The organism is Paenibacillus sp. BJ-4, assembly GCF_020404765.1.
Lineage (GTDB): Bacteria > Bacillota > Bacilli > Paenibacillales > Paenibacillaceae > Paenibacillus.
Window position 1 is genome coordinate 17,676 of the sequence record NZ_JAIVEM010000087.1, and the last position, 26,541, is coordinate 44,216.

At 46.5% G+C, this 26,541-nt stretch carries 22 protein-coding genes and 1 tRNA gene; 9 read left to right on the forward strand and 14 right to left on the reverse strand.

Annotated features, from left to right (window positions below):
* Positions 1-31: 31 nt before the first annotated feature.
* Complete coding sequence (fabD, locus tag LCF57_RS14635) at positions 32-2,320, reverse strand: ACP S-malonyltransferase (protein WP_226001347.1); 2,289 nt, start codon at positions 2,318-2,320, stop codon at positions 32-34.
* 826 nt (positions 2,321-3,146) lie between these two features.
* On the opposite strand from fabD, the gene LCF57_RS14640 reads away from it, so the two are divergent.
* Together LCF57_RS14640 and LCF57_RS14645 are read left to right on the forward strand one after the other, a co-directional pair.
* Entirely contained in the window at positions 3,147-3,290 is a 144-nt protein-coding gene (locus tag LCF57_RS14640; RefSeq protein ID WP_226001348.1) for a hypothetical protein, read from the forward strand.
* A gap of 17 nt (positions 3,291-3,307) precedes the next feature.
* Positions 3,308-3,583 carry a transposase gene (locus tag LCF57_RS14645; RefSeq protein ID WP_318840692.1) on the forward strand — a complete coding sequence of 92 codons (276 nt, stop codon included), beginning with the start codon at positions 3,308-3,310 and terminating at the stop codon, positions 3,581-3,583.
* Positions 3,584-3,712: 129 nt separating this feature from the next.
* On the opposite strand, the gene gndA is transcribed toward LCF57_RS14645, so the two are convergent.
* Positions 3,713-5,119, reverse strand: a complete 1,407-nt coding sequence (gndA, locus tag LCF57_RS14650) for an NADP-dependent phosphogluconate dehydrogenase (RefSeq protein ID WP_226001349.1) — start codon at positions 5,117-5,119, stop codon at positions 3,713-3,715.
* A 173-nt stretch (positions 5,120-5,292) separates the two neighbouring features.
* Positions 5,293-5,892, reverse strand: coding sequence for a hypothetical protein (locus LCF57_RS14655; protein WP_226001350.1), 600 nt, complete (start codon positions 5,890-5,892; stop codon positions 5,293-5,295).
* A 279-nt stretch (positions 5,893-6,171) separates the two neighbouring features.
* On the opposite strand from LCF57_RS14655, the gene LCF57_RS14660 reads away from it, so the two are divergent.
* A complete protein-coding gene (locus LCF57_RS14660) occupies positions 6,172-6,804 on the forward strand; it encodes a YktB family protein (RefSeq protein ID WP_226001351.1) in 633 nt (210 codons plus the stop codon).
* Positions 6,805-6,830: 26 nt separating this feature from the next.
* Here LCF57_RS14660 and LCF57_RS14665 read toward each other — a convergent pair whose 3' ends face one another.
* Positions 6,831-8,114, reverse strand: a complete 1,284-nt coding sequence (locus LCF57_RS14665) for an MFS transporter (RefSeq protein WP_226001352.1) — start codon at positions 8,112-8,114, stop codon at positions 6,831-6,833.
* A 187-nt stretch (positions 8,115-8,301) separates the two neighbouring features.
* Here LCF57_RS14665 and LCF57_RS14670 point away from each other — a divergent pair, with 187 nt between their 5' ends.
* On the forward strand, positions 8,302-9,777 hold the full coding sequence (locus tag LCF57_RS14670) for an aminotransferase class I/II-fold pyridoxal phosphate-dependent enzyme (RefSeq protein WP_226001353.1): 1,476 nt from the start codon (positions 8,302-8,304) through the stop codon (positions 9,775-9,777).
* 112 nt (positions 9,778-9,889) lie between these two features.
* Here the strand turns inward: LCF57_RS14670 and LCF57_RS14675 are convergent, their stop codons facing one another.
* The gene (locus tag LCF57_RS14675) at positions 9,890-10,195 is read right to left on the reverse strand and encodes a DUF1292 domain-containing protein (protein ID WP_007431055.1); all 306 of its coding nucleotides are present in this window, start codon (positions 10,193-10,195) and stop codon (positions 9,890-9,892) included.
* A 79-nt stretch (positions 10,196-10,274) separates the two neighbouring features.
* Positions 10,275-10,832 carry a copper amine oxidase gene (locus LCF57_RS14680; RefSeq protein ID WP_226001375.1) on the reverse strand — a complete coding sequence of 186 codons (558 nt, stop codon included), beginning with the start codon at positions 10,830-10,832 and terminating at the stop codon, positions 10,275-10,277.
* Between the two features lie 201 nt (positions 10,833-11,033).
* Between LCF57_RS14680 and LCF57_RS14685 the strand changes: the two genes are divergently transcribed.
* Positions 11,034-11,795 (forward strand): MBL fold metallo-hydrolase, encoded by a 762-nt coding sequence (locus LCF57_RS14685; protein WP_226001354.1) that lies wholly within the window; start codon positions 11,034-11,036, stop codon positions 11,793-11,795.
* Positions 11,796-11,912: 117 nt separating this feature from the next.
* On the opposite strand, the gene LCF57_RS14690 is transcribed toward LCF57_RS14685, so the two are convergent.
* Both LCF57_RS14690 and LCF57_RS14695 read right to left on the reverse strand, forming a co-directional pair.
* Positions 11,913-12,149, reverse strand: a complete 237-nt coding sequence (locus LCF57_RS14690; RefSeq protein ID WP_226001355.1) for a DUF3892 domain-containing protein — start codon at positions 12,147-12,149, stop codon at positions 11,913-11,915.
* 87 nt (positions 12,150-12,236) lie between these two features.
* Positions 12,237-12,680 (reverse strand): GNAT family N-acetyltransferase, encoded by a 444-nt coding sequence (locus LCF57_RS14695; protein WP_226001356.1) that lies wholly within the window; start codon positions 12,678-12,680, stop codon positions 12,237-12,239.
* Positions 12,681-12,819: 139 nt separating this feature from the next.
* On the opposite strand from LCF57_RS14695, the gene LCF57_RS14700 reads away from it, so the two are divergent.
* Positions 12,820-12,891 (forward strand) — tRNA-Val (locus tag LCF57_RS14700).
* Positions 12,892-13,155: 264 nt separating this feature from the next.
* On the opposite strand, the gene LCF57_RS14705 is transcribed toward LCF57_RS14700, so the two are convergent.
* The 4 genes from LCF57_RS14705 to nirB (LCF57_RS14720) form a co-directional block, all read right to left on the reverse strand.
* Complete coding sequence (locus LCF57_RS14705) at positions 13,156-13,761, reverse strand: SAM-dependent methyltransferase (RefSeq protein ID WP_226001357.1); 606 nt, start codon at positions 13,759-13,761, stop codon at positions 13,156-13,158.
* A gap of 64 nt (positions 13,762-13,825) precedes the next feature.
* Complete coding sequence (locus LCF57_RS14710; protein WP_226001358.1) at positions 13,826-14,332, reverse strand: GNAT family N-acetyltransferase; 507 nt, start codon at positions 14,330-14,332, stop codon at positions 13,826-13,828.
* A gap of 668 nt (positions 14,333-15,000) precedes the next feature.
* Positions 15,001-15,333 (reverse strand): nitrite reductase small subunit NirD, encoded by a 333-nt coding sequence (gene nirD, locus LCF57_RS14715; RefSeq protein WP_226001359.1) that lies wholly within the window; start codon positions 15,331-15,333, stop codon positions 15,001-15,003.
* Between the two features lie 13 nt (positions 15,334-15,346).
* Positions 15,347-17,779: a nitrite reductase large subunit NirB gene (nirB, locus tag LCF57_RS14720; protein WP_226001360.1), complete on the reverse strand. Its 2,433-nt coding sequence runs from the start codon at positions 17,777-17,779 to the stop codon at positions 15,347-15,349.
* A gap of 461 nt (positions 17,780-18,240) precedes the next feature.
* On the opposite strand from nirB (LCF57_RS14720), the gene LCF57_RS14725 reads away from it, so the two are divergent.
* Together LCF57_RS14725 and LCF57_RS14730 are read left to right on the forward strand one after the other, a co-directional pair.
* Positions 18,241-18,843 carry an ANTAR domain-containing response regulator gene (locus tag LCF57_RS14725; protein WP_226001361.1) on the forward strand — a complete coding sequence of 201 codons (603 nt, stop codon included), beginning with the start codon at positions 18,241-18,243 and terminating at the stop codon, positions 18,841-18,843.
* Between the two features lie 21 nt (positions 18,844-18,864).
* Entirely contained in the window at positions 18,865-19,947 is a 1,083-nt protein-coding gene (locus LCF57_RS14730; RefSeq protein ID WP_226001362.1) for an anthranilate phosphoribosyltransferase, read from the forward strand.
* A gap of 110 nt (positions 19,948-20,057) precedes the next feature.
* Here LCF57_RS14730 and nasC read toward each other — a convergent pair whose 3' ends face one another.
* The gene (gene nasC / locus LCF57_RS14735; protein ID WP_226001363.1) at positions 20,058-22,232 is read right to left on the reverse strand and encodes an assimilatory nitrate reductase catalytic subunit NasC; all 2,175 of its coding nucleotides are present in this window, start codon (positions 22,230-22,232) and stop codon (positions 20,058-20,060) included.
* A gap of 98 nt (positions 22,233-22,330) precedes the next feature.
* Positions 22,331-24,526 carry a nitrite reductase large subunit NirB gene (gene nirB, locus LCF57_RS14740; RefSeq protein ID WP_226001364.1) on the reverse strand — a complete coding sequence of 732 codons (2,196 nt, stop codon included), beginning with the start codon at positions 24,524-24,526 and terminating at the stop codon, positions 22,331-22,333.
* A gap of 418 nt (positions 24,527-24,944) precedes the next feature.
* On the opposite strand from nirB (LCF57_RS14740), the gene LCF57_RS14745 reads away from it, so the two are divergent.
* Positions 24,945-26,195 carry a nitrate/nitrite transporter gene (locus LCF57_RS14745; RefSeq protein ID WP_226001365.1) on the forward strand — a complete coding sequence of 417 codons (1,251 nt, stop codon included), beginning with the start codon at positions 24,945-24,947 and terminating at the stop codon, positions 26,193-26,195.
* Positions 26,196-26,541: the final 346 nt, after the last annotated feature.

Sequence of the window (26,541 nt, forward strand, 5' to 3'; positions counted from 1 at the left end):
CCTCCAATAAAAATTGTTTGGACAACCAGCTTTATAATTCTTTAATGCTAAAAAAGCTGTTGAATTTTTGATTTAACATTTTTGCCGTTTCATTCATTATTTTTTCCCCAATCTCATCCACATGGCGATTTTTCCACACCGAAATGTCCGTACCTTTAACCCACTGATTAAACGCGCCAAGGGCTGATCCGCAATAAACCTGATAATCCACAATATTTTCTTTACTTCCGCTCAAAGCTAATCTATTGCTGTATTCAAAATACCACCTGAAAATTAACGCCATCTTTTGCTTTGGGTTCTGATCTGCCTTATTGATCTTGTGTTCAGGGGAATGAGCTTTTATCTCTTCATATGCCTCATTAAAGCTTCGTTTAAAGTATTTATCCTGAATTTGATTCCTTGTCTTTTCATCAATCTCGTCTAGGGAATGATGCTGGCAATATAAATCATATAATTTTTTTGCTCGCGCAGGAAAAAACACTCCTTTTTTAAGTACTTGAACTTTTACACCTGTTTCAAACATATTGCCATACGGTACGTAATCCGTATCCTGAACATTGATTTGCTGCAACAATTCCTTTACTACGTCATTAGTTCTTGCTTCCACCGTACATTGATTGATTGAACCTGTCAGAATAAAAGCCGCTCCAAGTATAAAAGCCGCTGCTGCTGCTTGCGGTGTTCCAATCCCGCCTGCTGCCCCTACCCGTACATTATTGTGGTAATGATATTTTTCCTTCATTTCATCCCTTAATGACATCATAGCCGGAATTAAAGTATAAGCCGATGCACCATCTGTATAGCCTCCTGAATCCGATTCAGCGCATATGTCATCTGCTATGGGGATATTTTCTGACATGTCCGCTTCTTCCTGAGTAATTTTATTCTCTTGCAGTAATTTATCCAGAATATGTCTAGGAGCAGGACTCAAAAAAGCTTCTGCTACCTCGGGGCGGGATACCTTGGCAATAATCCGGTTTGAACTTACAACCCTTCCATTAGAATCCCTTTTTAAACCTTTGGCATGATATTTTATGAGTGCGGGTGTTACTGTTAAAAAAGCAGACGCCTCAATCACTTTTACTCTAAGCGCTAAATATAGATCAACCAGCTTTTCTTCCCTTTCAGGGTCCGCCGGGTTATGAAATAGATTGACTCCATAGGCTTGCCCCTCATTCAGATTCTTCTGAATTTGCCTGATTGCCTCATCAATTTGCGGAAGCTCCATACCATGTGTTCCTAAGAATCCCATCATTCCAGATTTTCCTATTTTTATTACCATGTCCTCAGATGCAATACCATAGTGCATTCCACCAGTCAAATACGCATATTTCAGATTATATTCATTTTTAAATTCCGGATTGCCAAGTAGAGATGCAGTAATTTCGGAATGACTAGGCTGAGAATGCTTCAATGGTTCTGATGCCGACTTTTCTTCAACTTCTTCGTAAGTGTCGATGATCAACGGTTGTGCTTCTTTTTGAATTCGTTCGACTAGTCCCGTTAAAATTCTTCCCGAGCCAATTTCCTCAAATACTGACTCTCCTATTCCCATCAAATAACGGATACTTTCCGTCCATTTTACAGGACTATTAATTTGTTCAGCTAAAGTCGATTGTAGAAGCTCCCGCTTATAGGGACGCGCATAAACATTGGATATAACCGGAATAGATAATGGATAAAAAGTGTATTTATTCAAAATATTTTCAAATTCCAACCGTGCATCAGTCATGTACCTGGAATGAAAAGCCCCGCTGACATTTAACGGAATGAACAATTGGACATTTGGAGTTGCTTCAAAAATAGGCCTAGCTTTATCAATATCTTCTTTAAGACCGGAAATTGCTACTTGATAAGGTGAATTCACATTTGCAATATCAATCGAATATAAGCCATTTTGTTCTAACACCTCTACAATGTTCTCTTCGGTTATTCCGAGAACCACCGCCATGCTGCCTCCAGTAGCAAGGCTCATCAGTTCTCCTCTTTTTTTGACCAATTTTAATCCAGTCTCAAAATCAAATGCTCCGGCTGCAAATAATGCGTTATACTCTCCCAAGCTGTGTCCGGCAACAAAATCCGGTTTGCGCCCTGTTTCTTTGATCCTTTTAAGATAGCTTAATGCACTAACTACGAACAAAGCAGGTTGAGTGTACTGGGTTTGACCTAAAGTTGAGTTGGGATCTTCCATACATAATTCTTTAATAGAGTATCCTAAAATGTCATCTGCTTGAGCAGTTAGTTCCCTAAACTCATTAAAGAGATTTCCTCCCATTCCTTTAACCTGTGAGCCTTGTCCAGGAAAAATAAATGTCGCCATATTTTTCATCTCCACTTTATAACCATAAATTTGAGTAATCATATATTCAAATTTTCAAATATACAGAGTTAAAGATAGTTCTAGTCCCACTCACAATAAAAAGCAGATAAAGTAAATGAATATGAATCTGCCTAATCTATTGGGATAAGCGTTATATTAAGTTTCCAAACCATTGCTTTCAATCTCAAGGATTTGCGGAAAGAGATAAACAGTGTACCGGATCAAAAAATCGGATGTGACTAAGTAGTCGGTGATGGATGAGGTAGATTTGCCAAACATGTCGGAAACGACAGCATCAAGGGCTACGCATACTTGAGTGAAAAGCTTAACAAAATGGTGGTTCCTTATGAAAGTGACAGAACTTCTACCATAACTTCCTTATCAGAAATTGTTACTGGTATGTATATTTTTTGTGCAAATCCAGACGATGCTGTTGGACTTGATTAGGTAGGGCAAAAGAGCCATTATAGCAATCGCTAAAATGATTCTTATCGCTATTTGCAATAGGCTTGCTACCGGAGAAAGAATGGAATCTAAGTGAATATTTTTCCTAATTATACAAATTTATTCTTGGTTTTGTCAATACTCTCCGAATATTTTAATTCACTCAAAAGGCGACAAAGTTCATTGAATGAATCTACATGTAAAATGGGATACAGTAAGCTGTTATCTTGACGGATTTGGAAATGAAATTATCGGGTGAATTTATTATAAAATCCTGTATATGGAAATTTTTCCACTACAGGCTTTTCACTGTGTACTAAATACAAATTAGTGAGTAAAAATTCTCATCTGCTAGCGTACACCAGCGCCCGGCGGACACGCGATGCCTGAAGCCTCATCTGGAGCACGTCAAGAAGACGCAGGGCAGATCCTGACATTTCACCGCGAAAGCCGGACGGTGACGGAAAGCGGTTATGAGATTCGAACCCGTCACTGCCGAGTGCAGATTGCAGCGAGTGTCCACTGAAAGCCGAAAGCACCAAAGTGAAAGGAAACCGGGAAATTGCGGGCAGCTTGAACTATTGGCGGCAAAAGAAACAGATGCGGGAGCGGCTGCGCAGCGAGGACGGGTATGTGCTTTCGGTACGGCGCATGATCGAGCCAGAGAGTGTGTTTGGGCAAATGAAGAACAACCGGGGATTCCGGCGTTTCCTGCTTCACGGCTTACCCAAAGTAAGCCTGGAGGCCGGGTGGCTTTGCCTTGCCCACAATCTGCTTAAAAAAGCAGCGATGCGGAAAAACGCAAACGGGACAACGTAGGATAGGCCTCTGCGTTGTCCCGTTTGAACGTATCGGTGGTAATGCTCATCACCGATACGATTTTCAGGGGCATTTGAGACAGCCCCTTTATTTTATAGTGCTATTCTTATATATCCACTAATCCGTTCATTAGAACCATTGATGATGGAATACGCCTTCTTTGTCCACACGTTTGAACGTATGTGCGCCGAAGTAGTCACGTTGCGCTTGCAGCAGGTTTGCTGGCAAACGTTCAGTGCGGTAGCTGTCATAATATGCAAGCGCGCTGGAGAATCCAGGCACCGGAATACCTTGAGATACAGCCACAGAAATCACCTGACGCCATGCATTTTGATAATTTTCTACTACGTTTTTGAAATAGGAATCCAGCAACAGGTTTTTCAAGGCAGGATCACGGTCATAGGCATCCTTGATGTTTTGCAGGAATTGTGAACGGATAATGCAACCGCCACGGAAAATCATAGCGATTTTTCCATATTTCAAATCCCAATTGTATTCATCGGAAGCTGCGCGCATTTGAGCAAAACCTTGAGCATAAGACACGATTTTACTTGCAAACAGTGCTTTACGTACGCTTTCGATAAATTCTTTTTTGTCGCCGCTGAAGGATTCAGCAGTAGGACCACTCAGCACTTTGCTTGCGGCAACGCGCTCGTCTTTCATAGCAGACAAGAAGCGGGAGAATACGGACTCGGTAATCATGGACAGTGGTACACCCAGATCGAGCGCACTTTGGCTTGTCCATTTGCCAGTACCTTTTTGACCTGCTGCATCCAGAATAACATCTACCATTGGTTTGCCTGTTTCAGGGTCATATTTGGAGAAGATGTCAGCCGTAATTTCAATCAGATAGCTGTCCAGTTCGCCTTTATTCCATTCCGTAAAGATTTCATGCAGTTCTTCGGCACTCACGTTCAGGACTGATTTCAACAGGTGATAAGCTTCACCAATCAATTGCATGTCGCCATACTCGATACCGTTATGCACCATTTTTACGTAGTGACCAGCACCGTCAGGACCGATATATGTACAGCACGGGTCGCCTTCCACTTTAGCAGAGATTGCTGTCAGAATTGGCTCTACCAGTTTGTAGGCACTTTCTTGTCCACCCGGCATGATAGCAGGACCGTTCAAGGCACCTTCTTCACCACCGGATACGCCTGTACCAATAAAGCGAAGTCCTTTTTCTTCCAGTTCCTTGCTGCGGCGCTGTGTATCAGGGAAGTAGGCATTGCCTCCGTCTATAATAATGTCGCCCTTGTCCAGATGAGGCACAAGCTGTTCAATCGTAGCATCTGTTGCTTTACCCGCTTGAACCATGATCAGGATTTTACGGGGCGATTCCAGTGAGTTCACAAATTCTTCAATGGAGAAAGTACCCGTCAGTTTTTTACCTTCTGCTTCTTTGATAAGATCGTGCGTTTTTTCTGGAGAGCGGTTAAAAACCGAGACAGTGAAGCCTCTGCTCTCAATATTAAGGGCCAAATTCTTACCCATTACCGCCAGGCCGATCACACCAATCTGCTGTTTTGCCATCTGGTTCCTCATCCTTTGCAACATATTTTTTATTCTATATCGCCGCTTTACCGCATTACACTTTATGTGAATCGGAACACGCGCACTTCTATTTTAACGTTTTTGGTGTCAGAAGTGAACCCCTGTCTATTTGCAGAGCAAAACACCCCATTTTCATGAGGTGTTCAGATGTACTACGCTTCCATCATCAGCAGTTGGCGGGATAGCGTTTGCAGGCGCTCTTGGCATTTCCCGGCTTTGACCGTATCTCCCTTAGTCATCGCCATGAACAACTTCTCTAATTCATCGTCCACTTCCATTTTGAGCAACAACAAACGGGTTTCACCTTCATTGGAGGCGTACATATCCTCCATTTCCTGTACTGACAGCACCGGTCCTTTCTGATAAATGACACGCTGCTTAAAGCCAGTTACCTCGACCAGACGAATGACCTCGCCGAACAAAATATTTTCCACTAAAATATGATGGTCCTTGACTCTTTTGACAACGGCATGACCTCGGGTGCTTCCAATCAGCTTCTCCAGCCACTCGGCCAGCTTGGCATCACGGATCACATAATCTCCAGCCAACTTGTAGTGTCCTGTGCGCAATTGTTGAAAACGGAGCTTCACCAGCTTGCGCCCGGTTCTCACCGACAAAACCAGATACGACTCATCCTCGCTCCAGTACAGCGAATACCCTTCCGATATCAAATCCTTGATCAGATTATGGATATGCCGACGGCTAAACCGGAGCTCTAGATTACAATATTCTACCTCACAGCCCTTGTTCACGGCATTCCCTCCTTTTTCAAGTCCGATTCAAGAAGTCCGGCTACAGCAAGCCTGCGGCTTTCCCGCTTGATCTTCCCTTGCTCTATTTTATACTTCATTTTATGTAAGGGTACTTGGTTATTTGACCTATTTTTATGAGTAACTGCGCACAATCCTACTTTCGCCTTATATGCTTGTACCGAGCCTGGTCTAAAGTCGGTCAAGCCCGCTGACATTATGCTATAATCGGACATATTACGCCAAACGATATGGATTAACCCAGATACAGGAGGAAACGGAATGACATTCAGTGGATTTACTGCAAAGGACTTTGAGGTTTTTGAAATACCAGGGCTGGAGCCTCGCATGGAGGTATTAATTCAGCAGGTTCGGCCCAAGCTGGAGGCGATTGGCGAGGAACTAGCCCCGTTCCTGACAGAATTATGTGGCGAGCCTATGCACGTTCACGTTGCTAAGCATGCACGGCGCAAAGTCAATCCCCCTAAGGACACTTGGGTAGCGTGGGCAGCGAACAAACGTGGCTACAAGGCGCTGCCACATTTTGAGGTAGGTATGTTCGCTTCCCATATCTTCGTCATATTCGCAATCATTTATGAAAGTCCGAATAAAACCACGTTTGCCCAGGCGCTTGAAGCCAACCTGAGCGATGTGCGCGCTAACATACCGGGTCATTTTTACTGGTCCATGGATCATATGGCTCCAGAAGGCACAGAACAGCAGCAAATGGACACTAAAGAGTTTCAAAATATCATTAACAAGCTGCAGCAGGTGAAAAAAGCCGAGGTGATGTGTGGGGTCCGTATTGATCGGAATGACCCTCTCGCCAGTGACGGAGCAGCCTTGCTGCAGACGGTATGTTCCACCTTTGAGCAATTGCTGCCACTGTACCGGATGGCTTTTCCGAAAGAGTAGCCTCGCTCGCGCTTTTAAGGCACTGTTTAGGCCCGAACGGTTTTTCTACGTGGATGACGCGCCAGAGCCAAATGGCAGCCAAACATAAGCAGCATCACGACACCACTAATGATAAATGGGGCTGTGTGTCCTGCACGGTCCCATAGGAATCCTGATACGAGCGGACCGATAACCATACCCGAGCCTTGGAGCGTGAGAAAAAAGCCCCATACTGTCGCTCGTTCGCTTTCCGGGATCAATTGGGCTAGAAACGTATTCCAAGCAGGCAAAATGAGAGCATATCCCAAACCAATAAGCGTTACGGCTAAGAACACAAGCGGAATAGATCGGACGGTTGAGAAGAAAAACAACGTAATTCCGGCAAGCAAAAAACCAATGTGCAGGAAATACTCTGTTCCAAGTCGATCAACCAGCTTACCGCACGGGATCAGTGCCAGCACAGTCACGCCACCGCCTGCAATCAAAAGCACGCTGTACAGGTTCGGTGAAATTCCGAGGTCCGTTCGTGCGTACAGCGTCAGTACCGGGCTGATCAGACCGATGACAAACGACTGCAAAAACAGAGCCGGATAAATAAGTGGATTGACGTTTAGCTTGGTTTTGAGCGTGCTGATCGTCTCCTTGATTCCTTTCCATACTTGCTGCTTCCGCTTTATGGCCCCGTCGGAAGACACTACAGCGCTTCGTTCGGGGTTTCTTGCAGCAATTGTTTTGTTCGATCCGGGCAGCATGAGGGCAACCAGCAACAGCACAATGCTGCATCCTATTAAAATCAGAAACACCATTCCGTAAGAATGCCTATAATATGCCATAGCAAAGTTCATAACGAGCGGTCCAAGCCCAGTCCCGCCCATGGACGCAATTTCCAGTGTTCCCATCGCTGCGCCGTTGCTATTATTAGGTCCAGACATTTCGGTCGTTCCGGTCATGACACAAGGCCAGAGCGGAGAGGTGCCCAGTCCAAGCAGCAGGCACGCTAGCACGAGCCACACAGGCTCCGTCAGCAAGCTTAGCATAGTGATTGCTACAAGTGTAAATAACAGCGCGGTCGACATCGTTCCGCGGTAGCCGAGTCGTTCGGCCATCCAGCCCGCCGGCGCCCGAAACGCATTGTCGCCAAAATATTGAAGAGAAAAGGCCAAACCGATAATTCCCGCCGACAGTCCGAGTGTTTCCCCCATATATACCGGCAGGATGGCCACCAGTAGAGAGCCCTTCATAAATTCGACCAGAAATACGAGCACCCATAATTGCGCAAAAAAAGGAGACCACAGCCGTCGCGGAGCGTTTTCGTGTCCAATTTTACTCATCCGTCCCACATCCTCACCTTCGTTTTTTGGGGTTATCCAGTCCAGGTTCTCCCACTACTCCACTATTCCACAAATAAATGCATCCTTAACCGCTTGCATTCCTACTTCAAACTGCTATACTCAATTTTGTTCTATTATCAATTGCACAGGATTGTCGAATCCTGCATGAAAGGTTGTGACAACACTAATGAATCAAAGCAACACCCCGCTTTTTACTGCTTTGAAAAAGCATGCTCAGAGCAATCCGGTTCAATTTCACATCCCAGGTCATAAAAAGGGAGTGGGGGCAGATCCGGAATTTCGCGAATTTATGGGGGATAATGCCTTTTCCATAGATATGATCAACATCGCTCCATTGGACGATCTGCATCAGCCAACAGGCGTGATCGAAGAAGCTCAAAAGCTTGCAGCAGAAGCCTTTGGAGCTGATTATACGTATTACAGTGTACAGGGGACAAGCGGAGCCATCATCACCATGATTATGTCCATTTGCATGCCGGGTGATAAAATTATTGTACCCCGAAATATACACAAATCCATAATGTCTGCCATCATCTTTGCTGGTGCGAAGCCGGTATTCATTTCTCCAGTCAGTGATGAGAATCTCGGTATTCACCACGGGGTTACAACCAAGTCCGTACGCCGGGCATTGGAACGTCACCCTGACGCCAAGGGCGTCCTTGTCATCAACCCGACATATTACGGTGTGTGCGCCGATCTGAAGGAAATCGTAGATCTCGCTCACAGCTATAATGTGCCGGTCCTGGTCGATGAGGCTCACGGTGTATTGATTCATTTTCATGCTGATCTGCCGATGTCCGCCATGGAGGCGGGAGCAGACATGTCAGCTACCAGCATACACAAGCTGGGCGGTTCCCTGACACAAAGCTCGATTCTGAATGTGAACACTAAGAACGGATACATTAATCCGCAGCGTGTACAAACTATTTTTAGTATGCTGACTACGACATCCACTTCGTATATTCTGCTGGCTTCGTTGGACACATCCCGACGTAACCTGGCGCTTAACGGCCATGAAATAGCACAACGCGCTCTGGATTTGGCTGAATATTGCCGTGCAGAGGTCAACAAGATTGAAGGTCTGTATTGCTTTGGAAGTGAAATTCTCGGCACGGAAGCTACCTATGATTATGATCCAACCAAAGTTACGGTTCATATCCGCCATTTGGGCCTTACCGGGTACGACGTGGAAAATTGGCTGAGAGATCACTACAATATCGAGGTTGAGCTTAGCGATATGTACAATATTCTCTGTCTGGTGACCCCAGGGGATACCAAAGAGGATGTTGATATTTTATTGAAGGCTCTGCGTGAGCTGGCTTCTATACATTATTCTACAGGTCAGCAGCATGAGCTGGTTGTAAAAATACCGGATATCCCGCAGCTCTCCCTTATTCCGAGAGACGCTTTCTACGGAGATACGGAAGTCGTTCCATTTAAGGAGTCGGCTGGTCGTATTATTGCAGAGTTTATTTATGTATATCCGCCGGGTATTCCGATCCTGCTGCCGGGCGAAGTAATCTCACAAGACAATATTGATTATATTGTCGATCATGTGGAAGTAGGCCTGCCTGTTAAAGGGCCTGAGGATCGAACGGTACATCAGGTCAAGGTTATCGTCGAAACGGACGCCATTTCATAATGCTGATCTGAGAAGCCCTGCTTGCAATATATATCGATAGTCAACAAAAAAGCCCCCGTTTGGGGGCTTCTTAATGTCTTGAAGAGCATTCTAACAGCTGCTATATCCAATTCTATTCGTATTGGGCAACAAGCTCGCTATATGCAGCTTCTACACGTTTCCATTCATCTTCGTCCTCAATATTGTAAAGCACCATTTCTTCGTTTTCTTCTTCCATACGAAGAATAATGCCATCCGCTTCAGGATTGCCTCGCTCCAGCAGAAGGGCGTAAACGTGATCTTCTACGTCAAAGGTCTCTACCAGCACCATTTCTACATCTTTACCATTTTCATCAGTTAGCGTAAGAACCATTTCTTCATGTTCGTGGTCATGATCGTGGTTGCAGGCTTCACCGTGTTCATGTTTGTGATCACTCATGGAAATACCTACCTTCAAATTGTTTTATTTTCCCTCGTATCGTAACATGATCAAGGATGCAGGTCAATTTGGGGTATGCCTAATTTATCGCTGTAATGACTTTTTCGGACACTAATGTATAGCTGCTGTCCTTGCTTTCTTTAATGTAAAAACCGACACGGTAATTCCCTGCTGTTTTGAAATCATACGTAAAGTCATTGGTACGGAACCAGAAGTTATCCTTTTGTGCTCCTTTGATATCCTGGGACTGAATATCCTTTACATTGCCCGAAGGGTCGGTGATTGCTACCTTCACTCCAGAGATATCCGTTTTCAAGGTATCAATTTGACTGAATACATTGAATTTCACCTTGTTGCCCTTATTCACGTTACCAAACACAGTATCCCCCTTGAATAGGAACATATGCACATTAGGCTGGTCGAAAACAACTTTTCCGCCAGAAGGATCAAAGTTTACTAATCCGTTAAAATCGCGAATAGGCACATACGTTTTTCCATCAATGACCACCGCGCTATCCTTCGACACTTCTCCATTAATAATCAGCTGCACTTGGTCCTTGGCAGATTCCGCCGAAATGACGGTCCCTCCCATTATCGAAAAGGCCATCACTAGGGCCATCACTTTTCTCCATTTCATCACTACATATCCCTCCATCGTTATCTGTTAAAAAACCTTCTGTTGTACATTTATACCTTGCTCAGCCGCACAAGTTGCGCTGTGCTTCACAAATTGTCCAAAGTTTTTGCATAGGAAGCCAAATCCTTTAGTTCCAACAGTATAGATGATAAAATACGACTATAGATGTCCTATACACATAGCCTGGAGGGTGAGCCTAAAATGAGTATGACGATACAAATGCTGGGCACAGGTAGCGCCTTTGCTAAGCATTATTATAATAACAACGCGCTGCTGGACAGCGGAGAAGGCAAACTGCTGATTGATTGCGGAACTACGGCTTCTCTGGCTCTGCACCAAATGGGCGTCCCTTTGCCTGAAATTGACGCCATTTTAATCACCCATATTCACGCGGATCATGTCGGAGGTCTGGAGGAATTCGGCTTTCAAATGAACATTCTCCACCGTCGAAAGCCTAAACTTTATATCGCTGAGCCATTAATCCATCCACTATGGGAGCATACGCTCAAGGGCGGGATGGCGCAGCAAGGCATGATTGAAAAACTCGAAGATGTTTTTGAGGTAAACATACTAATACCTGGTAAATCTGCTACATTAGTATCTGGTATTGAGGTGGAGCTCATCCCTACGCGGCATATTCCCGGTAAAAACAGCTATTCCCTATTCATTAATGGTCGTCTTTTTTATAGTGCGGATATGATTTTTGATCCTGATTTGCTTCATCATCTGGTGTATGAGCGAGGATGTCAGAGTATTTTGCATGAGGTTCAACTGCAAGGTGCAGGAGAAGTCCATACGACACTGGACGAGCTGCTAAGCTTATCAACACCTCTTCAGGAGCGAATTCATCTGATGCATTACAGTGATAATATGGAACAATTCCGGGAGAAGGCTGGAGTCATGTCCTTTCTGGAGCAACAACGCAAGTATCAGCTTGCCGAATTGGAACGTGCAAAACAGTAACACCAAATACAGCCGGAGAAACAAAAAGCCGCCAAGCCTTCCTATAGAGGATGACTGGCGGCTTCCGTATATTCTTGCGTTTGATAATGGGCTTAAATTTTAGTGTTGGAACCAAGGTCAGAACAACGGCAGCTGATCCAAATTATTGGTAGGGTCCCCATCGGCATCGCCGCGAATTCGTTTGCTTCCATCCTTCGCCTTGAACACATTTACGCCTGCAATCGAGCCTGCTTCAATCTCATTCAGCGCCTGGCTGTAATCCAAAATTCGGCCGGTGGACGTCTGAAAAGACGTAAGATCTCCATCCCTGTTTTTGCGTACTGCCGTAATCTGTTCCCGTTCTGTGTTAGCCATGCTGCATCGCTCCTTATCCATAGTATAGTGGAGGAACTTTCACTAGCATGTACCATATACAGAATTATATGCATCTAGCACTATCGTTTACAGCTTTTTACGCATGCGTACGTGCGGTATTCCGGCATCGTCAAAAGGTTCATCGGATATCGTCTCATAACCGAGCTTTTCATAAAACTTTTCAGCTTGACATTGGGCATCCAACAGCGAATATCTTAGCCCCAGCTCACGCGCGCGCTCTTCCAGTGCCAGTAGCAATATGCGCCCATAACCCGCTGCACGATGCTCCTTAAGCACGGCAATACGCTGCATTTTAGCAGTATCGTTCTCATAATACGTCAGCCGACCAGTAGCCACCATTTCACCATCGTCACAAATTAGCAAATGATGGACGGCATCTCCCAGCTTGTCATAATGATCAATCTCCAGCTCTAGAGGCACCTTTTGTTCCTCAACAAATACTTTGGTACGGATAAATATCGCTTCCTGTAGCTGTTCCTCTGTCGTTACACTTATAATTTCTGCGGCCATCCTCTGCTCCCCCTATCACTAATTCAATTGACAATCCCGGTAAATTTGAATTATATATATAAATGATGATGAAGTACAAGTTATCTTTATTTTTCTGCTTTACATATATGGTTAATATATGATATTATCTAGTAACCGCAGGACGGTAGCTCAGCGGGAGAGCATTATCTTGACAGGGTAAGGGTCATGGGTTCGATCCCCATCCGTCCTATACGTCAAAAGCCTTGATGATCAAGGCTTTTTTTGTTTTTCAGAAACCATCGAATAGAAAAATAGTGCCATAATCAGCACCATTTATCTATTCCTCTAACCATCTTAAGAAAAGAAGGGGAAAAGTATATTCTCTTCAGATGAAGCGTTACTTAAGATGCTCTATCTATTCGCGATGGATGGCTAGATGGTCAACTCCCCATGCAAGGGGAATTCCTTATACACGAGTTTACACAGAATTCTTGACAGCCCCTGGTAAATGTCTCTATTTCTTAGTTGCAATAAGCGAGATTAAGTTCATATATTTCCCGTTATCAGCATCTAGCAGTGCGATATTATCACGTGCATAATCGTTGTCGCACTGAAGCCATTCATCCCAAGCTTTCGAGAAGCCATTCATTTCTCTTACCGATTCAACGCAAACATTTGGCGACTGTTGCCATAATTCCCTCCACCAATCGCAAGTATGCCAATGAATATCGTCCTCACTAAGCGATAAGAACGGCTGCAAATCGACAGGTATAGCTCCATTAAACTCCGTCTTTACCCCTGGCATCGCTACAGCCAGTATACCTCCTTTTTTAACTAGTGGAGTCAGATGGCAGTCCAAGTATTGTTCCGCAAAAGGCAAGCTGCAGGCATCTGCATGGATAGAAATAATTTGGTTTTCGAGACCAAACTCTCTGAATCTTCGATAGTTTTCAGTTCCATTAATCCATAAGTCGACAGCAAACACGGTTACGCCAAACTTTTGTGCAAGATAGATGGAAGTAAGTCCGGTCCTACATCCCAAATCCAGCATTCGCATTCCTTTCTGCAAATGCAAATTTCTCGTTAGTTCCTCGATCATGATAATCGAACTAGGCCCCATTAAATTTGCTCTTATAAAATCTATGTCATCAAGATCTCGACCGATCATTTCTATTGACCCCCTCCTATTTCTTCATTTGATATTTCCAATAAAGCAATTCTTCATCTTTGTGATTAAGTTGGAACCCTAATTTCAACAATACATTTCTAGAGCTGACATTGGCAGGTTCACATCTCGCCGTAATGATTTGGACCTCGTCATGCTTTAGGGCCCATTCTACTAATTTTTGAGCCGCTTCAAAGCAATAGCCTTTGCGGCGATGGCTTTCATTCGTTGCAAAACCGATTTCAATCCTACCGTCCTGATCGGGATCTCCTAAAAAACCAATTCCCCCAACAATTTCTTGTGTATCCTTAGCCACAATGATCCATGAATCAAATCCTCTAGTGCCATTATTTTTGATCAGAAGCTCTCGAAAGTACGGTAATGCTTCAAAAAAATCTGTACCTGGCCATTCGCCGTTGGTTTTGTAACCCAAAGCTTCAATAGCACCGGTATCACGCCGAGCTGCTGCTTCGATTAAATCCAGATCAAGTGTTTTTAATATAAGTTGATTCGTTTGAAGTTTCATGTATTGTCCACCTTTCTAATTGAAGAACGCAGACCACTCTTATTTGCTTAGAATCGGTCTTTCATTCAAGATATCCAGTTTAATTTGACCGATTTGCAGCATTTCACTTCCATCCCCCCTTTGATTAAAATAGAAAAGGGCAGGAATGAACATACGTCATCCCTACCCTAATATCACCTGATATTTAAGCCACAAAAAAATCCGCGCTGAACCAGCACGGATGTGGACTCTTTATAACAGGCATCCCTAAGGATCTGGTTATATCCGTTGTTCTCAACTAATTCCGAAGCTTCAAAACCCATCCGTATTACATAAATTGGACAGACGGATAGTGAGTGCATGAAAACTTCTTTTTATGGAATTGGATTAGTTAAGAACGGCTCCAGACAAAAAAATCTCTCCTTAGTGAACTATCCTTATTATACGAAGGAAAATTTTATCTGCCAACCCTTTACCTTGTTATGAAAAAGCTTTATTAAAACTAAACAAGCTCAGCCAGGTTATGGACCGAAGCATCTCTAGGAATCCTTCATTCATCATACTTAGAAGATAAAAAGCCGACCTAAAAATAGGATCGGCTTTTGTGCGTACAGTTTATCATTACAGCTACTCTATATTATAGAAGAAATAAATGTAATAAGGCATAGAAGTACCCTATTCACAGAACCCTAGATTACGATATAAACAGCTCCGCTTTCATGATCAATCTCTGTCGGGAAAGCAGTCACACACCCGGTATCCGGTTCTCGTACCTGACCAGTGGACAGGTCAATTTTCCGGTCATGGAGCGGACAATGGACTGTTGATCCACATACCATTCCTTCGGACAACCGTCCGCCTTTATGCGGACAACGGTTTTCAAGCGCACGAACACTTCCGTCACTCTGCCGAAATAGGGCTATCTCTGTATTATGAATACGGACTGTACGGGCTCCCCATCGATCAATATCGTTCAGATTGGCTACTCTGATTCTGCTGGTTGTCGTCGTGTTGATCTCCATTTTTTTCAGCCTCCTATTCCGTTACTGTGTTAAGCTCCGGTAGCTGCACAAAGTTTTTGAGCAGCTCTTTGTCCTGAATGATTTCCCGCCAAGGATCAGTCGTCGTGCTTAGCGTCTCCTCAATTCTGCCCACCAGTTCCTGTCTCGTCTCCGCATTCGCAAGCGCCTGTTTGATGGATTCCAAGCCGACCCGTTCCACCCAGTGCGCCGTACGTTCGTTCCAATTCGCCTGCTCACGGTAATACTGCAAATAGGCACCAGTCCATTCCATGACCTCATCCTCGGTTTTAACGGTACAAAGCAGTTCAGCCGCCCGTACCTTAATGCCGCCGTTACCGCCAACGTAAATTCCCCAGCCACCATCAATAGCCACGACGCCTAAATCCTTGATCGTCGCTTCTGCACAGTTCCGCGGACAACCGGACACGGCCAGTTTAACCTTGGATGGCGCATTCAGGCGCTCAAATGCCTTTTCCAACCGGATGCCCATTCCCATCGCATCCTGGGTGCCGAAACGACAAAAGGTATTGCCGACGCATGTCTTAACCGTTCGTAGGGTCTTCCCGTAGGCATGCCCGGATGGCATGTCTAACTCGGACCAGATACCCGGCAAATCCTCTTTTTTCACACCAAGCAGATCAAGACGCTGTCCGCCCGTAAATTTTACCAAAGGCACATTGTATTTTTCCGCGATAGCAGCAATTTTCTTCAGGTCGGCAGGTGAAGTAACTCCTCCATAAATGCGGGGCACGACAGAATAGGTGCCGTCTTTCTGGATATTGGCATGGTACCTTTCATTTGTGAATCTGGATTCCTTCTCATCCTCATAATCCAGCGGCCACAGCATACCTAGATAATAATTGAGCGCAGGTCGGCATTTGGTACACCCTTCAGGTTCGTTCCAACCCAGCACGTTCATCACTTCTTTGACGCTCTTCAATCCCATTTTCCGGATGCCGCCAATGATCGCTTCCCGGTCAAGTGTCGTACAACCGCAAATGCCTTCTTTTGTCAGTTCACCTGTTTCTGTGCCTGCATACAGCTGTAAGAGCCCCTCCACTAATGGCTTGCAGCCACCGCAGGATGCGGATGCCTTCGTGCAGGCCTTAATCTCCCCAAGGCTCCGGCAGCCAGCCGCAACCGCGTCCCCGATGTCTCTCTTGGACACACCATTACATCCGCATACAATTTCGTCATCAGACATTTGCTCCAACATGATGGAGCCGCTTGCTTCTGGTTGACCAGGGTTGAAGCCGAGCAACAGCTCTTTCTCACGACCAACCACCGACTCGCCATTTTTGATCAACGAAAACAGCTTGGCTCCGTCAGATGTATCACCGAACAGAACGGCTCCGATCAGTTTATCTTCCCTGATTACGATTTTTTTGTAGACGCCGCTAATTTCATCCTGATATCGAAGGGAACGCGTTCCCGGTTCGTCCTTATAGCACCCTGCGGAAAACACATCTACGCCCGATACCTTCAGTCTCGTCGAAATGACGGAACCACTATAGCCCGGGGTTTCCATTCCCGCTAGCCGTTGTGCCAGCACACCACCCTGTTCATATAATGGAGCTACCAGCCCGTAGGTGATTCCCCGGTGCTCTGCACATTCTCCTACGGCGTATATGCCAGGAATGCCTGTTTCCATGTAATCATTTACGATAATGCCGCGATTTACAGGAATCCCTGCCGACACCGCAAGCTCAATGTCTGGTATGATGCCAACTGCCATAACGATCAGATCCGCTTCCAGCTCGCTGCCGTCGGCAAATTTCACTGCCTCTACACGGCGACGGCCTGTGATAGCTGCTGTTCTCTTATTGACCAGAAAGTTCATTCCCTGCTCCTCCAGCTCGCGCCTTAGCATAAGGGAAGCGGCCTCATCCAGCTGCCGGTCCATAATATGTTCGTGAATATGAATAACCGTAACATCCATCCCCAAGTTGAGTAGTCCCCTGGCAGCCTCCAACCCAAGCAATCCGCCGCCGATGACGGCTGCTTTTTTATGCGTCTTCGCCGTCTCCATCATCGTTTCACAGTCACGAATATCCCGGAAGCCGATAACACCATCTTTGTTTGCTCCCGGAAGCGGCAGGATGAAGGCGTTGGAGCCTGTAGCCAGCAGCAGCACATCATAAGGAACGCATACACCGGAGCGGGACGTCACCCGGCGCTTGTCTGTGTCGATCTCTGTGACAGGATCACCGGTATACAACCGGATATGATTTTCTTCATACCAGCTCCAGTCGTTGATGACTATATCCTGCAAACCAGCCCCTCCAGCCAAAACGGAGGACAACATGATCCGGTTATAATTCGGGTGAGGCTCAGCTCCGAATACCGTAATGTCATAGACGCCCGGAGCGATCTTCAGTAAATGCTCAAGGGTACGTATCCCCGCTATTCCGTTGCCGACCAGCACTAGCTTTTTGATGTGGTTCATCAGACCTCTCCCCTTCTGTTCATATCTTCAAAACACTTCAAAACATAAAAAGCCTGCTTCACATAGGGAGATTCAAAACATCCCTCCACATGTGATAACAGGCTCCATTGCCGTTTCATTGAATACGCCGTTGTATCCATCAAAGTATGGAATTAAAAGTACTGTAGCCAATATATAACGATTCAAGTTCTATGTCAATATTCCTTACGTATTATCTTATGAAAATTATATTTTACCATCATGTAACATGTTTATGACGTATTAAAAATCACTTTTTTAGAAAGTTTGGATTGATTTTCAGACGAAAACACGCCAAAATGGATTAAAAGTCCGTTTTCCCCTCACAATGCTCAAAAAAACGTACACAAATAAAAAAACACATGTCATGTTTGTTATCAAGAAACACATCCTGTCATCCCCATCGCTTACTACCCTTCATGTTACAGAAAGGAGGAGCCCACTTGCGTTCCTTGTTGGTAATTCACTCACATTCAGAACATGTATCCGGGCAGGCACACGCCGCATCCTTAGGGCAGGCAGGACCTGAGCACCTTTTGGAGTCCAACGGATATCTAACGCTATCCTGCCATGATGAATCTGAAATCAAACAGCTGATTCATGAGGCAGATGCGGCGGTATTGAATATACCTGTCGGTACCATCAATATATGGTCCAATAGGCTGGAGCAAGCCAAAGCAATCCCATTGCTCTGGTGGTGCAGCGCGGAATCTGCTCAATCATCGACGGAATCCTGCGAAGCCAATGTTCCTGTCGACGGCATTTTAACTCCCTCTATGGCAGCACATGAGCTGAATTGGGCTCTTCATTTTAGTGCCAAACGTTTTTTCGAACGCCAGCACTGGCTAAGTGAGCGCAAACAACTGACCGCTCGGCTGGAAGAGCGCAAATGGATTGACATGGCCAAAGGAATACTTGGCGAAGTAAACGGCATTCCGGAAGCGGAAGCATACGATCTGTTGCGAAAAAAAGCAATGAATGAGCGCAAACGGATCGTTGATGTGGCCATCTCCATCGTCAAAGCACAGCAAATGCTAAAGGCATAGATTTGAAAGGGGCCCTTAATTATGAACATTATTAAAATATTAAAAGAGGTTGGACGCGGCAAAAGAGGCGCCCGGGATTTGAATTACGCCGAAGCCGCAGCCGCTGCCGAGCTTATTATGACCCGGTCGGCAACGCCTGCACAGATCGGAGCCTTCTTTGCCGCGGAACGCATCAAAATGGAGAGCATCGCCGAGTTGGAAGCATTCGTAAACGTCTGTCGTAAATACGCCCACCGCTTCCCGATGCAGGAAGGTATAGATTTCGCAGGCCCCTACGACGGCAGAAAATCATCATTTATCGCCACCCTTGCCACCGCTTTTCTAGTCGCCGCGCACGGGGTCCCGGTGACGATGCATGGAAGTGCGCCCCTCCCTCCCAAATGGGGGATTACACTCCCCCTTTTGCTGCAGGAAATGGGGGTAACATCTGAAAACATGGCACACGAAACCGCCATTCAGGCCGCAAAGCTGACAGGCGTACTGTTCGCAGCCTCTGAACAGTGGTGCTCACCTCTGAGAGAGCTGCGTACCATCCGAGAAGAGCTAGGACTTCGCACGGTGCTGAACACAGCCGAGAAACTGGTTGATTACGGTGCTTCACCGTATATCGTATTCGGCGTTTTCCACAATACGGTGTTCGACAAGATGGCGAAACTGATGCAACAGCTGAATTACCGCAGAGCTCTGATCGTCCAGGGTAGCGAAGGATCGGAGGATCTGTTCATTGACCGACCAACCCGGACTTACCTGCTTACGAACGGCGAGGTGTCACTGCAGGTTATCGATCCGGAAATGTACGGGTTAGATTCGGTGGTACCCGAGCAGGACTGGACCCCTACTGAACAGCTGCGTACAACGGAGGATGTACTGAAAGGCACGGCTCCTCTAGCCTTTTCGAATCAAGTGCTGCTCAACGGTGCAGTCCGGCTGTTCGTTGCAGGCCGAGTCAACTCTATAGAGGAAGGCTTGTATACCTGCAAACCATTGCTGGAAAACGGGGTTGCCTGGGACTTGTATTGTCGCTGGCGTGAAGCTATGCTCTCAAAAGAAATGAAAACGGGAGCCAACGTCCCCAGTGTATCCGAACCCTGGCTGCATTTATAGTACGAGCATCACACAGTCTACCGATTGTAGACCATAAAAACCGAACAAGTCAAAAGGCCAACTCCTGAATCAGGAACTGGCCTTTTATGCATAAAAGAATTGATGTAGAACTAAAGCCATTCACCACGATCTGCACCGATCGCCACTACAGGCAGGTGGAGGGGGCGGATGTGTACAGCAGCTGTTTTGAAGCCAGGCATTCGGCAGAACGGATCAAGTTCTGCTCGGGTCGCCCGATTTACATTTTGCACACCGCCCCAATGCATGGGTACGAAGAGTGTATCTTCGCGGATATTCGGCTTAATCCGGCTGCGCACGGTGAAGCTTCCTCGCTGTGACGTGATTTCCACCCACTCCCCGTCCCTGATATGCCATCGCCGCGCTGTACGTGGATGTATTTCCACAAAATTTTCAATCTCGCGCGCGGTTAGCGACGGACTTCTGCGCGTTTGTTCGCCTGTCAAATAATGAGCCAGCACGCGGCCGTTCGTCAGAATAAGCTGGTATTCCTCAGATGTCTGCTCTGAGGCTCCACGGCTTTCAACCACCGTAAAAACAGCCTTTTGATCAGAAAGGGCAAAGCTTTCCCGAAACATCGTATCCATACCCGCCTCGTCCAGTGACGGGCATGGCCAATATACACCTTCCTCACGACGCAGCCTGCTATACGTGATCCCGTAATAATCGGCTGGACCGCCTCGACTGGCAAGCCGCAGCTCTTCAAAGATATGCTCAGCATCCTTGTACGAGAAGTAGCCGCCCTTGTCCAGCCTCGCAGCTATTTGACATAAAATACGCCAGTCATCTCTAGCCTCGCCCGGAGCAGGCCGCGCCGCTTCCCGCAACAGAACGCGCCCCTCCAGATTGGTCATCGTCCCGGTGTTCTCCAGATAAGATGTGACAGGCAATACAATGTCGGCCATCCGCGCTGTTTCAGTAAGGAACATATCCGCCACAACCAGCAGATTTAGCTTTTTCAACCCTTCCTCCACCAGTCGAACATTCGGATTGGATACAACAGGGTTAGAGCCCATCACGAACAGCGTCTCAATTTCTCTCTGATGAACGAGTTCCATCATTTCATAGGCCGATACTCCTTTTCCCGGCAGACTGTCTGGCTCAATTCCCCACACCGATGCCACATAGGCACGATCCGCTTCATTCTCAATTGATCTGTAGCCGGGGAGCTGATCCGCCTTCTGGCCGTGTTCCCGCCCCCCTTGTCCGTTACCCTGACCTGTGATGGCCCCGTAACCGCAGCCTTCCCGGCCAATCTTGCCGGTGGCCAGCACCAGATTAACAAAGGCACGTACTGCCATATGTCCATCCGTATGCTGCTCGACCCCTCTGGCCGTAAAAACGATGCCCGTACTTGCAGCGCCAAAAGCGCGCGCGGCCTGTCGAATCACCTCTGGCTCAATTCCGCATAGCGCAGCTGATTCGTTCAGATTTACACGGTTTAAATGAGTCTTCAGTTGCTCATAGCCGTTAGTCCGCTTGCGGATAAACTCTTCATTCACAAATCCCTCATCCACGATGACCTTTAGTATGGCATTAGCCAGTGTTGCATCTGTACCGGGTCTGATTTGTACATGTAGATCAGCAGTTGCCGCCGTTGGAGTCGCACGAGGGTCAATGACAATGATATACGCTCCATTCTCCTTGGCCTGGTGAAAATAAGGCATAAGTGTAGGCTGGCATTCAGCAATATTTGTACCTGCGAGCACAATACACTGAGCTAACGGAATGTCTGCCAGCCTGCAGGTCAGTCCACGGTCAATACCAAACACCTTGCTGCCAGCAGATGCAGCGGCTGACATGCAGAAGCGGCCGTTGTAATCGATATAGCGCGTACCTACAGCCACTCTGGCAAATTTACCAAGTAAATAAGCCGTTTCATTCGATAACGAGCCGCCGCCGTATATGCCAATTGCATCAGGACCCTGTACGGACAGCGTTGAAGAGAGACTGCCGGCGACAGCATCCAGCGCCTCTTCCCATGTGACCGGCACAAGTTCGCCTGATTTACGCATAAGAGGTCGCAGTAGTCTTTCTGGATGGATTGCATGCTGATATGCATTCATCCCCTTGATGCACATCCTGCCCTGCGAGGCTGCGTTAGATTTCCCTTCTGCCCTGTACACCGAGCGGGTGACACCAGCAAGTGTCTCCGTATCTGTGTTAACGGTCATCTTACATTGCACGCTACAAAACGGGCATTGTGTATCGATCACTGTCGGTACGTGTAACGTCCCTTCCAGTTTGCTTTCTCCTGACTGACACATAAAGTCTCCCCCTCTCCATTCTTCACAACTTTATTGTCTGTACACGCAAAAATTAGCGCCACACTTCCCACACTTCCCACACTTCCCACACTTCCTGCTTAACCAGTCCCCCTGTCAGCATTGTAGTCGCGCTGGTTGCCCGCCAATCCACTTCGAAGAGTCGCATCAAGTACGCTCTCCCGCAACACCAAAACGTCAGTCCGTTCAATCCATTCCCACATCTTCTCCCCATACCTTGCGTTATACCGATACATTTGCAAGCAAGCCGTAGCCATCAAGACCGCTTCTTCCGCGTTCTCCTCTACTCCAATCAGCCGTCCCTGGCGAACCGGATGATCCGCATGACCACCAGCATAAACTTCCCACCCAGCTGGCGATCGGGATAGTCCGATGTCGTGGACAAGTACACCTCGGGGATACTCCGGGCCCGGACAAACTGCAACTGCAATTGGCGCCGGCAATGTGCGGCTCCCCCAGACAGCCGACAGCCGTTTTTTCAGCCAGGCTGCTTCTGCAAAAGCCTCGCCACCTATCTGGAAGGACTCAGAAAACAACTGACTCTCACCATTCAGATCCATTAAACCTGTAAAGCGCAGACTCGCAGAGACCCATTCTCCGCTACGCTGCGCGGTGGCCTGGATCGCAACATCTCCAACCAATTGACCTGATGCAGACCTGTCCCGCAATCCGAGGGATTCCAAGTAATAAAGTACAGCCGGACGGCATAATTCACACCCCTGCTGTCTGGTCCAGCCGAGACGGGTCACGACTTCCACTGGAGTCTGACATCGTGCGGTTACCATGGCTGTCTTAAGCGAATCATGATCGTAGTGCGTACATCCGCATACAGGAACAACTTCTTGGACAGCCGGAGCAGCTACAGCTCCTGCAATTGCCGATGGGGAAGAAGCATTTTTGACCAATGCAGCCACCAGCGGCCGACACCCCCCACAGGAAGCGGATGCCTTGGTCCGATTTTTCACCTCTTCCACAGTCTTTAGCTTATCTATAGTGATCGCTCGCAAAATGGCCCCCTTACTCACGCTGTTGCACGCGCATACCGTCTCCTCTTCCGGTAGCTTGGCAGCCTCTTCCTCCGCTCTGCTTACACCTCTATCTTGTGATGTAAGCTCTGCTGTCGGCGCTCCGCGTCGTACCATTCCAAGCAGTGAGTTGCTTTCCGCCGTATCTCCAAACAAAATAGCGCCGGTGACAGCATGGTTTCGCATCATCACTTTTTTGTAAGTCCCCCGTATACCGTCATATTCCATCACTGCTGTCTCGTTTCTCTCTTCGCGAATGTCTCCTGCGGAAAACACATGCATCCCCGCAACCTTGAGCTGCGCATACGGAATCGACCCTTCATAGGGAGCCGTTTCACGGCCACAAATGACTTTTGCCAATACTTTACACTGCTCATACAACGGCGCCACCAGCCCATATGAAATCCCACGGTGCTCAGCACATTCACCAACTGCGTAAATACCGGGAATATTTGTGCGCATATAATCATCTACGACAATAGCATGGTTGACTTTCAGACCGCTATCCTCCGCTAATTCGGTATTCGGCCTTATACCAACCGCCAATACAACCAAATCCGTCTCCAACCTGTTTCCATCCGAAAACACCAGTCCCCGCACCCTGTTCCGCCCCATAATGTTGACTGTTTTCTTTGCCAGATGAAACCGCATCCCCTGTTGCTGCAGCTCCCGTTGCAGAAGAGCAGCCGCCGTTCGGTCAAGCTGACGATTCATAAGATACTGTGCATTATGGACAACTTCGACTTCCATTCCAAGATTCAGCAGACCTTGTGCGGCCTCAAGCCCCAACAGTCCCCCTCCAATGACCGTGGCCTTCTCGTACGTTTTGGCATATTCAGCCATGGTTTCACAATCACTCGCATCTCGAAAAGCGATTACTCCCTGTTTCTGGGCTCCGGGAATGGGCGGTATGAAGGGCAATGAGCCGGTTGCCAGTATGAGTATGTCGTACGGCTCTTTAATGCCCGTTTCCGTTTCCACTGTACGGGCTGCAATATCTATGTTACAGACACGTTCGCCGGCGTATAGCCTGACTCCGTTTTCTTCATACCACGCCCAGTCATGAGTGACGATATGTTCGAATGAACTTTTATCCTGCAGCATTTTGGACAGGAGCACTCGGTTGTACCCAGGACGGGGCTCTGCACCAAAAATCGTAATTTGAAACTGACCCGGCTCCAGTTCGAGTATTTCCTCTACACATTTGATACCTGCCATACCGTTGCCAACGATGACCAGTTTTTTCACCATAACGAACCAGCCCCATTCTTCACATAAAATAAGACAGAAAAAGCCCTTCTCCAATCAAAGGAAAAGGGCACCATTGCCGCAAATGCCGACACATCGTTGTGCCGATATGTACCTAAGATTAATGAATTGTAAGTATCATGTCAATATTCAATACATAAAACCTGTGTTTTTTGTCTCAAATTTATTTATTTCTATCTTTTGTGTTATATATATTGACATTATAGAAATCATTTTTTATAATCTGGATTAAAATCACCCGGACGTGATCATACCTGATTGACGCACAATGAGGTGTGTCAACTACGGCAATGAAGCCGCAAATCATCCCGAGGCACCATGTAGGGAAGATTTGCGGCTTTTCATGTTCAACATTAACTTTTATAGACCAAGAACAAAATAGGAACAGGAGAGATGGAGAATGAACAAAAAAAGTTTCTGGCAAAGCGGACACAAGCCCACGCTATTTGGCGCCTTCCTGTATTTTGATATCAGCTTTATGATATGGGGGATGATTGGCCCGCTGTCCGTTGTCATTGCTTACGACTACCCAATGGACCCTTTACAAAAAGCCAACCTTGTCGCTCTTCCGGTACTGGGCGGTTCCCTGCTCCGGCTCGTACTTGGCTTCATGTCAGATTATATCGGTCCAAAGCGCACCGGACAGATCGGTATGCTTGTGACATTCATTCCTCTCCTGCTCGGCTGGATGTGGGTTGACTCGCTAGAGCAATTGTATATTGTCGCTCTGCTGCTGGGTGTAGCTGGAGCCTCATTTGCAGCTGCGCTACCCTTAGCCAGTCAATGGTATCCGAAAGAGCATCAAGGCTTGGCTATGGGAATTGCTGGTGCTGGTAATAGCGGTACCGTTCTGGCGACCTTGTTTGCCAACCGTCTCGCACAGTATTTTGGCAGTTGGGAGGTCGTTTTCGGATTGGCCATCATTCCAATCTTCATCGTCTTCATTTTATTCAGTATTTTTGCCCGCAACAGTCCTAACCGCCCTGCACCCAAACGTCTGTCGCAGTACGCTTCGGTGCTTAAACAAGGAGATGCATGGGTGTTCTGTGCTTTTTACTGTGTGACGTTCGGCGGATTCGTTGGACTTTCTAATTATTTGACCATTTTCTTTAATACCCAATACGGTCTCTCTGCTGTACATGCTGCTGATTTTGCAACCGTTTGTGTGATTGCCGGGAGCTTCTTTCGTCCTGTGGGCGGCTTTTTGTCAGACCGGATCGGGGGTTCGCGCATGTTAATGGTTTTATATGCTGGAGCCGGGATCATGCTCGCAGGCATTGCATTTCTACCTCCGCTTGCCCTGGTCGTAGTGCTGCTTTTTGTAGGCATGATGTGCCTTGGCGCTGGCAACGGTTCTGTATTCCAGCTCGTGCCACAGCGGTTCGGAAATGAAATAGGGCTCATGACCGGCATTATTGGCGCTGCTGGTGGCATAGGAGGGTACTTTCTTCCTCTAATTCTCGGCAATCTGTACAAATTAACAGGTTCCTATATGCCGGGCTTTATCTGTCTAAGTCTGATCACCTTCTGTGCCTTTGCTCTCGTCATCATCATGCAGATGAAATGGCGCAGCAGCTGGATGAGCCCTCCTGCTCCAGTTAATGATGAAACCAACCGCCGTCTCGGCGAATTAAAGGTTGATGTCCATTAAAGCTACCCTTTTTTAGTTCAACCCATAAGCTTTAACTTCAATGATTTAAAATTGAGGTTAAAGCTTTTTTTATGATTCTTCATCAAATCGTCCTCATTCTACGATCTTAATGACCATATAAAATCATAAAACAATGAAAAAAATCACATTTAATAAAAATTTACCGAAAATATCATGAAAATTAAATGAATATTTCATATGAAAATCAAAGAAAAACGTTTCTATTTTCATAATTTTTCATATGAAAACACTTATATAACCATTTTTCACACAACATACTTCTTCACTTGGTCTAAAATAAGGCGTATACTTGTTCACGCAATGTTCAAGGTTTAACGAAATGTAA

What these genes read in the sequence shown, in the direction of transcription:
- fabD (WP_226001347.1), bottom strand. Translation starts at nt 2,320, where the DNA reads ATGGCGACATTTATTTTTCCTGGACAAGGCTCACAGGTTAAAGGAATG.
- LCF57_RS14640 (WP_226001348.1), top strand. Translation starts at nt 3,147, where the DNA reads ATGCCTGAAGCCTCATCTGGAGCACGTCAAGAAGACGCAGGGCAGATC.
- gndA (WP_226001349.1), bottom strand. Translation starts at nt 5,119, where the DNA reads ATGGCAAAACAGCAGATTGGTGTGATCGGCCTGGCGGTAATGGGTAAG.
- LCF57_RS14660 (WP_226001351.1), top strand. Translation starts at nt 6,172, where the DNA reads ATGACATTCAGTGGATTTACTGCAAAGGACTTTGAGGTTTTTGAAATA.
- LCF57_RS14665 (WP_226001352.1), bottom strand. Translation starts at nt 8,114, where the DNA reads ATGAGTAAAATTGGACACGAAAACGCTCCGCGACGGCTGTGGTCTCCT.
- LCF57_RS14670 (WP_226001353.1), top strand. Translation starts at nt 8,302, where the DNA reads ATGAATCAAAGCAACACCCCGCTTTTTACTGCTTTGAAAAAGCATGCT.
- LCF57_RS14675 (WP_007431055.1), bottom strand. Translation starts at nt 10,195, where the DNA reads ATGAGTGATCACAAACATGAACACGGTGAAGCCTGCAACCACGATCAT.
- LCF57_RS14680 (WP_226001375.1), bottom strand. Translation starts at nt 10,832, where the DNA reads ATGAAATGGAGAAAAGTGATGGCCCTAGTGATGGCCTTTTCGATAATG.
- LCF57_RS14685 (WP_226001354.1), top strand. Translation starts at nt 11,034, where the DNA reads ATGAGTATGACGATACAAATGCTGGGCACAGGTAGCGCCTTTGCTAAG.
- LCF57_RS14690 (WP_226001355.1), bottom strand. Translation starts at nt 12,149, where the DNA reads ATGGCTAACACAGAACGGGAACAGATTACGGCAGTACGCAAAAACAGG.
- LCF57_RS14695 (WP_226001356.1), bottom strand. Translation starts at nt 12,680, where the DNA reads ATGGCCGCAGAAATTATAAGTGTAACGACAGAGGAACAGCTACAGGAA.
- LCF57_RS14705 (WP_226001357.1), bottom strand. Translation starts at nt 13,761, where the DNA reads ATGGGGCCTAGTTCGATTATCATGATCGAGGAACTAACGAGAAATTTG.
- LCF57_RS14710 (WP_226001358.1), bottom strand. Translation starts at nt 14,332, where the DNA reads ATGAAACTTCAAACGAATCAACTTATATTAAAAACACTTGATCTGGAT.
- nirD (WP_226001359.1), bottom strand. Translation starts at nt 15,333, where the DNA reads ATGGAGATCAACACGACGACAACCAGCAGAATCAGAGTAGCCAATCTG.
- nirB (WP_226001360.1), bottom strand. Translation starts at nt 17,779, where the DNA reads ATGAACCACATCAAAAAGCTAGTGCTGGTCGGCAACGGAATAGCGGGG.
- LCF57_RS14730 (WP_226001362.1), top strand. Translation starts at nt 18,865, where the DNA reads ATGAACATTATTAAAATATTAAAAGAGGTTGGACGCGGCAAAAGAGGC.
- nasC (WP_226001363.1), bottom strand. Translation starts at nt 22,232, where the DNA reads ATGTGTCAGTCAGGAGAAAGCAAACTGGAAGGGACGTTACACGTACCG.
- nirB (WP_226001364.1), bottom strand. Translation starts at nt 24,526, where the DNA reads ATGGTGAAAAAACTGGTCATCGTTGGCAACGGTATGGCAGGTATCAAA.
- LCF57_RS14745 (WP_226001365.1), top strand. Translation starts at nt 24,945, where the DNA reads ATGAACAAAAAAAGTTTCTGGCAAAGCGGACACAAGCCCACGCTATTT.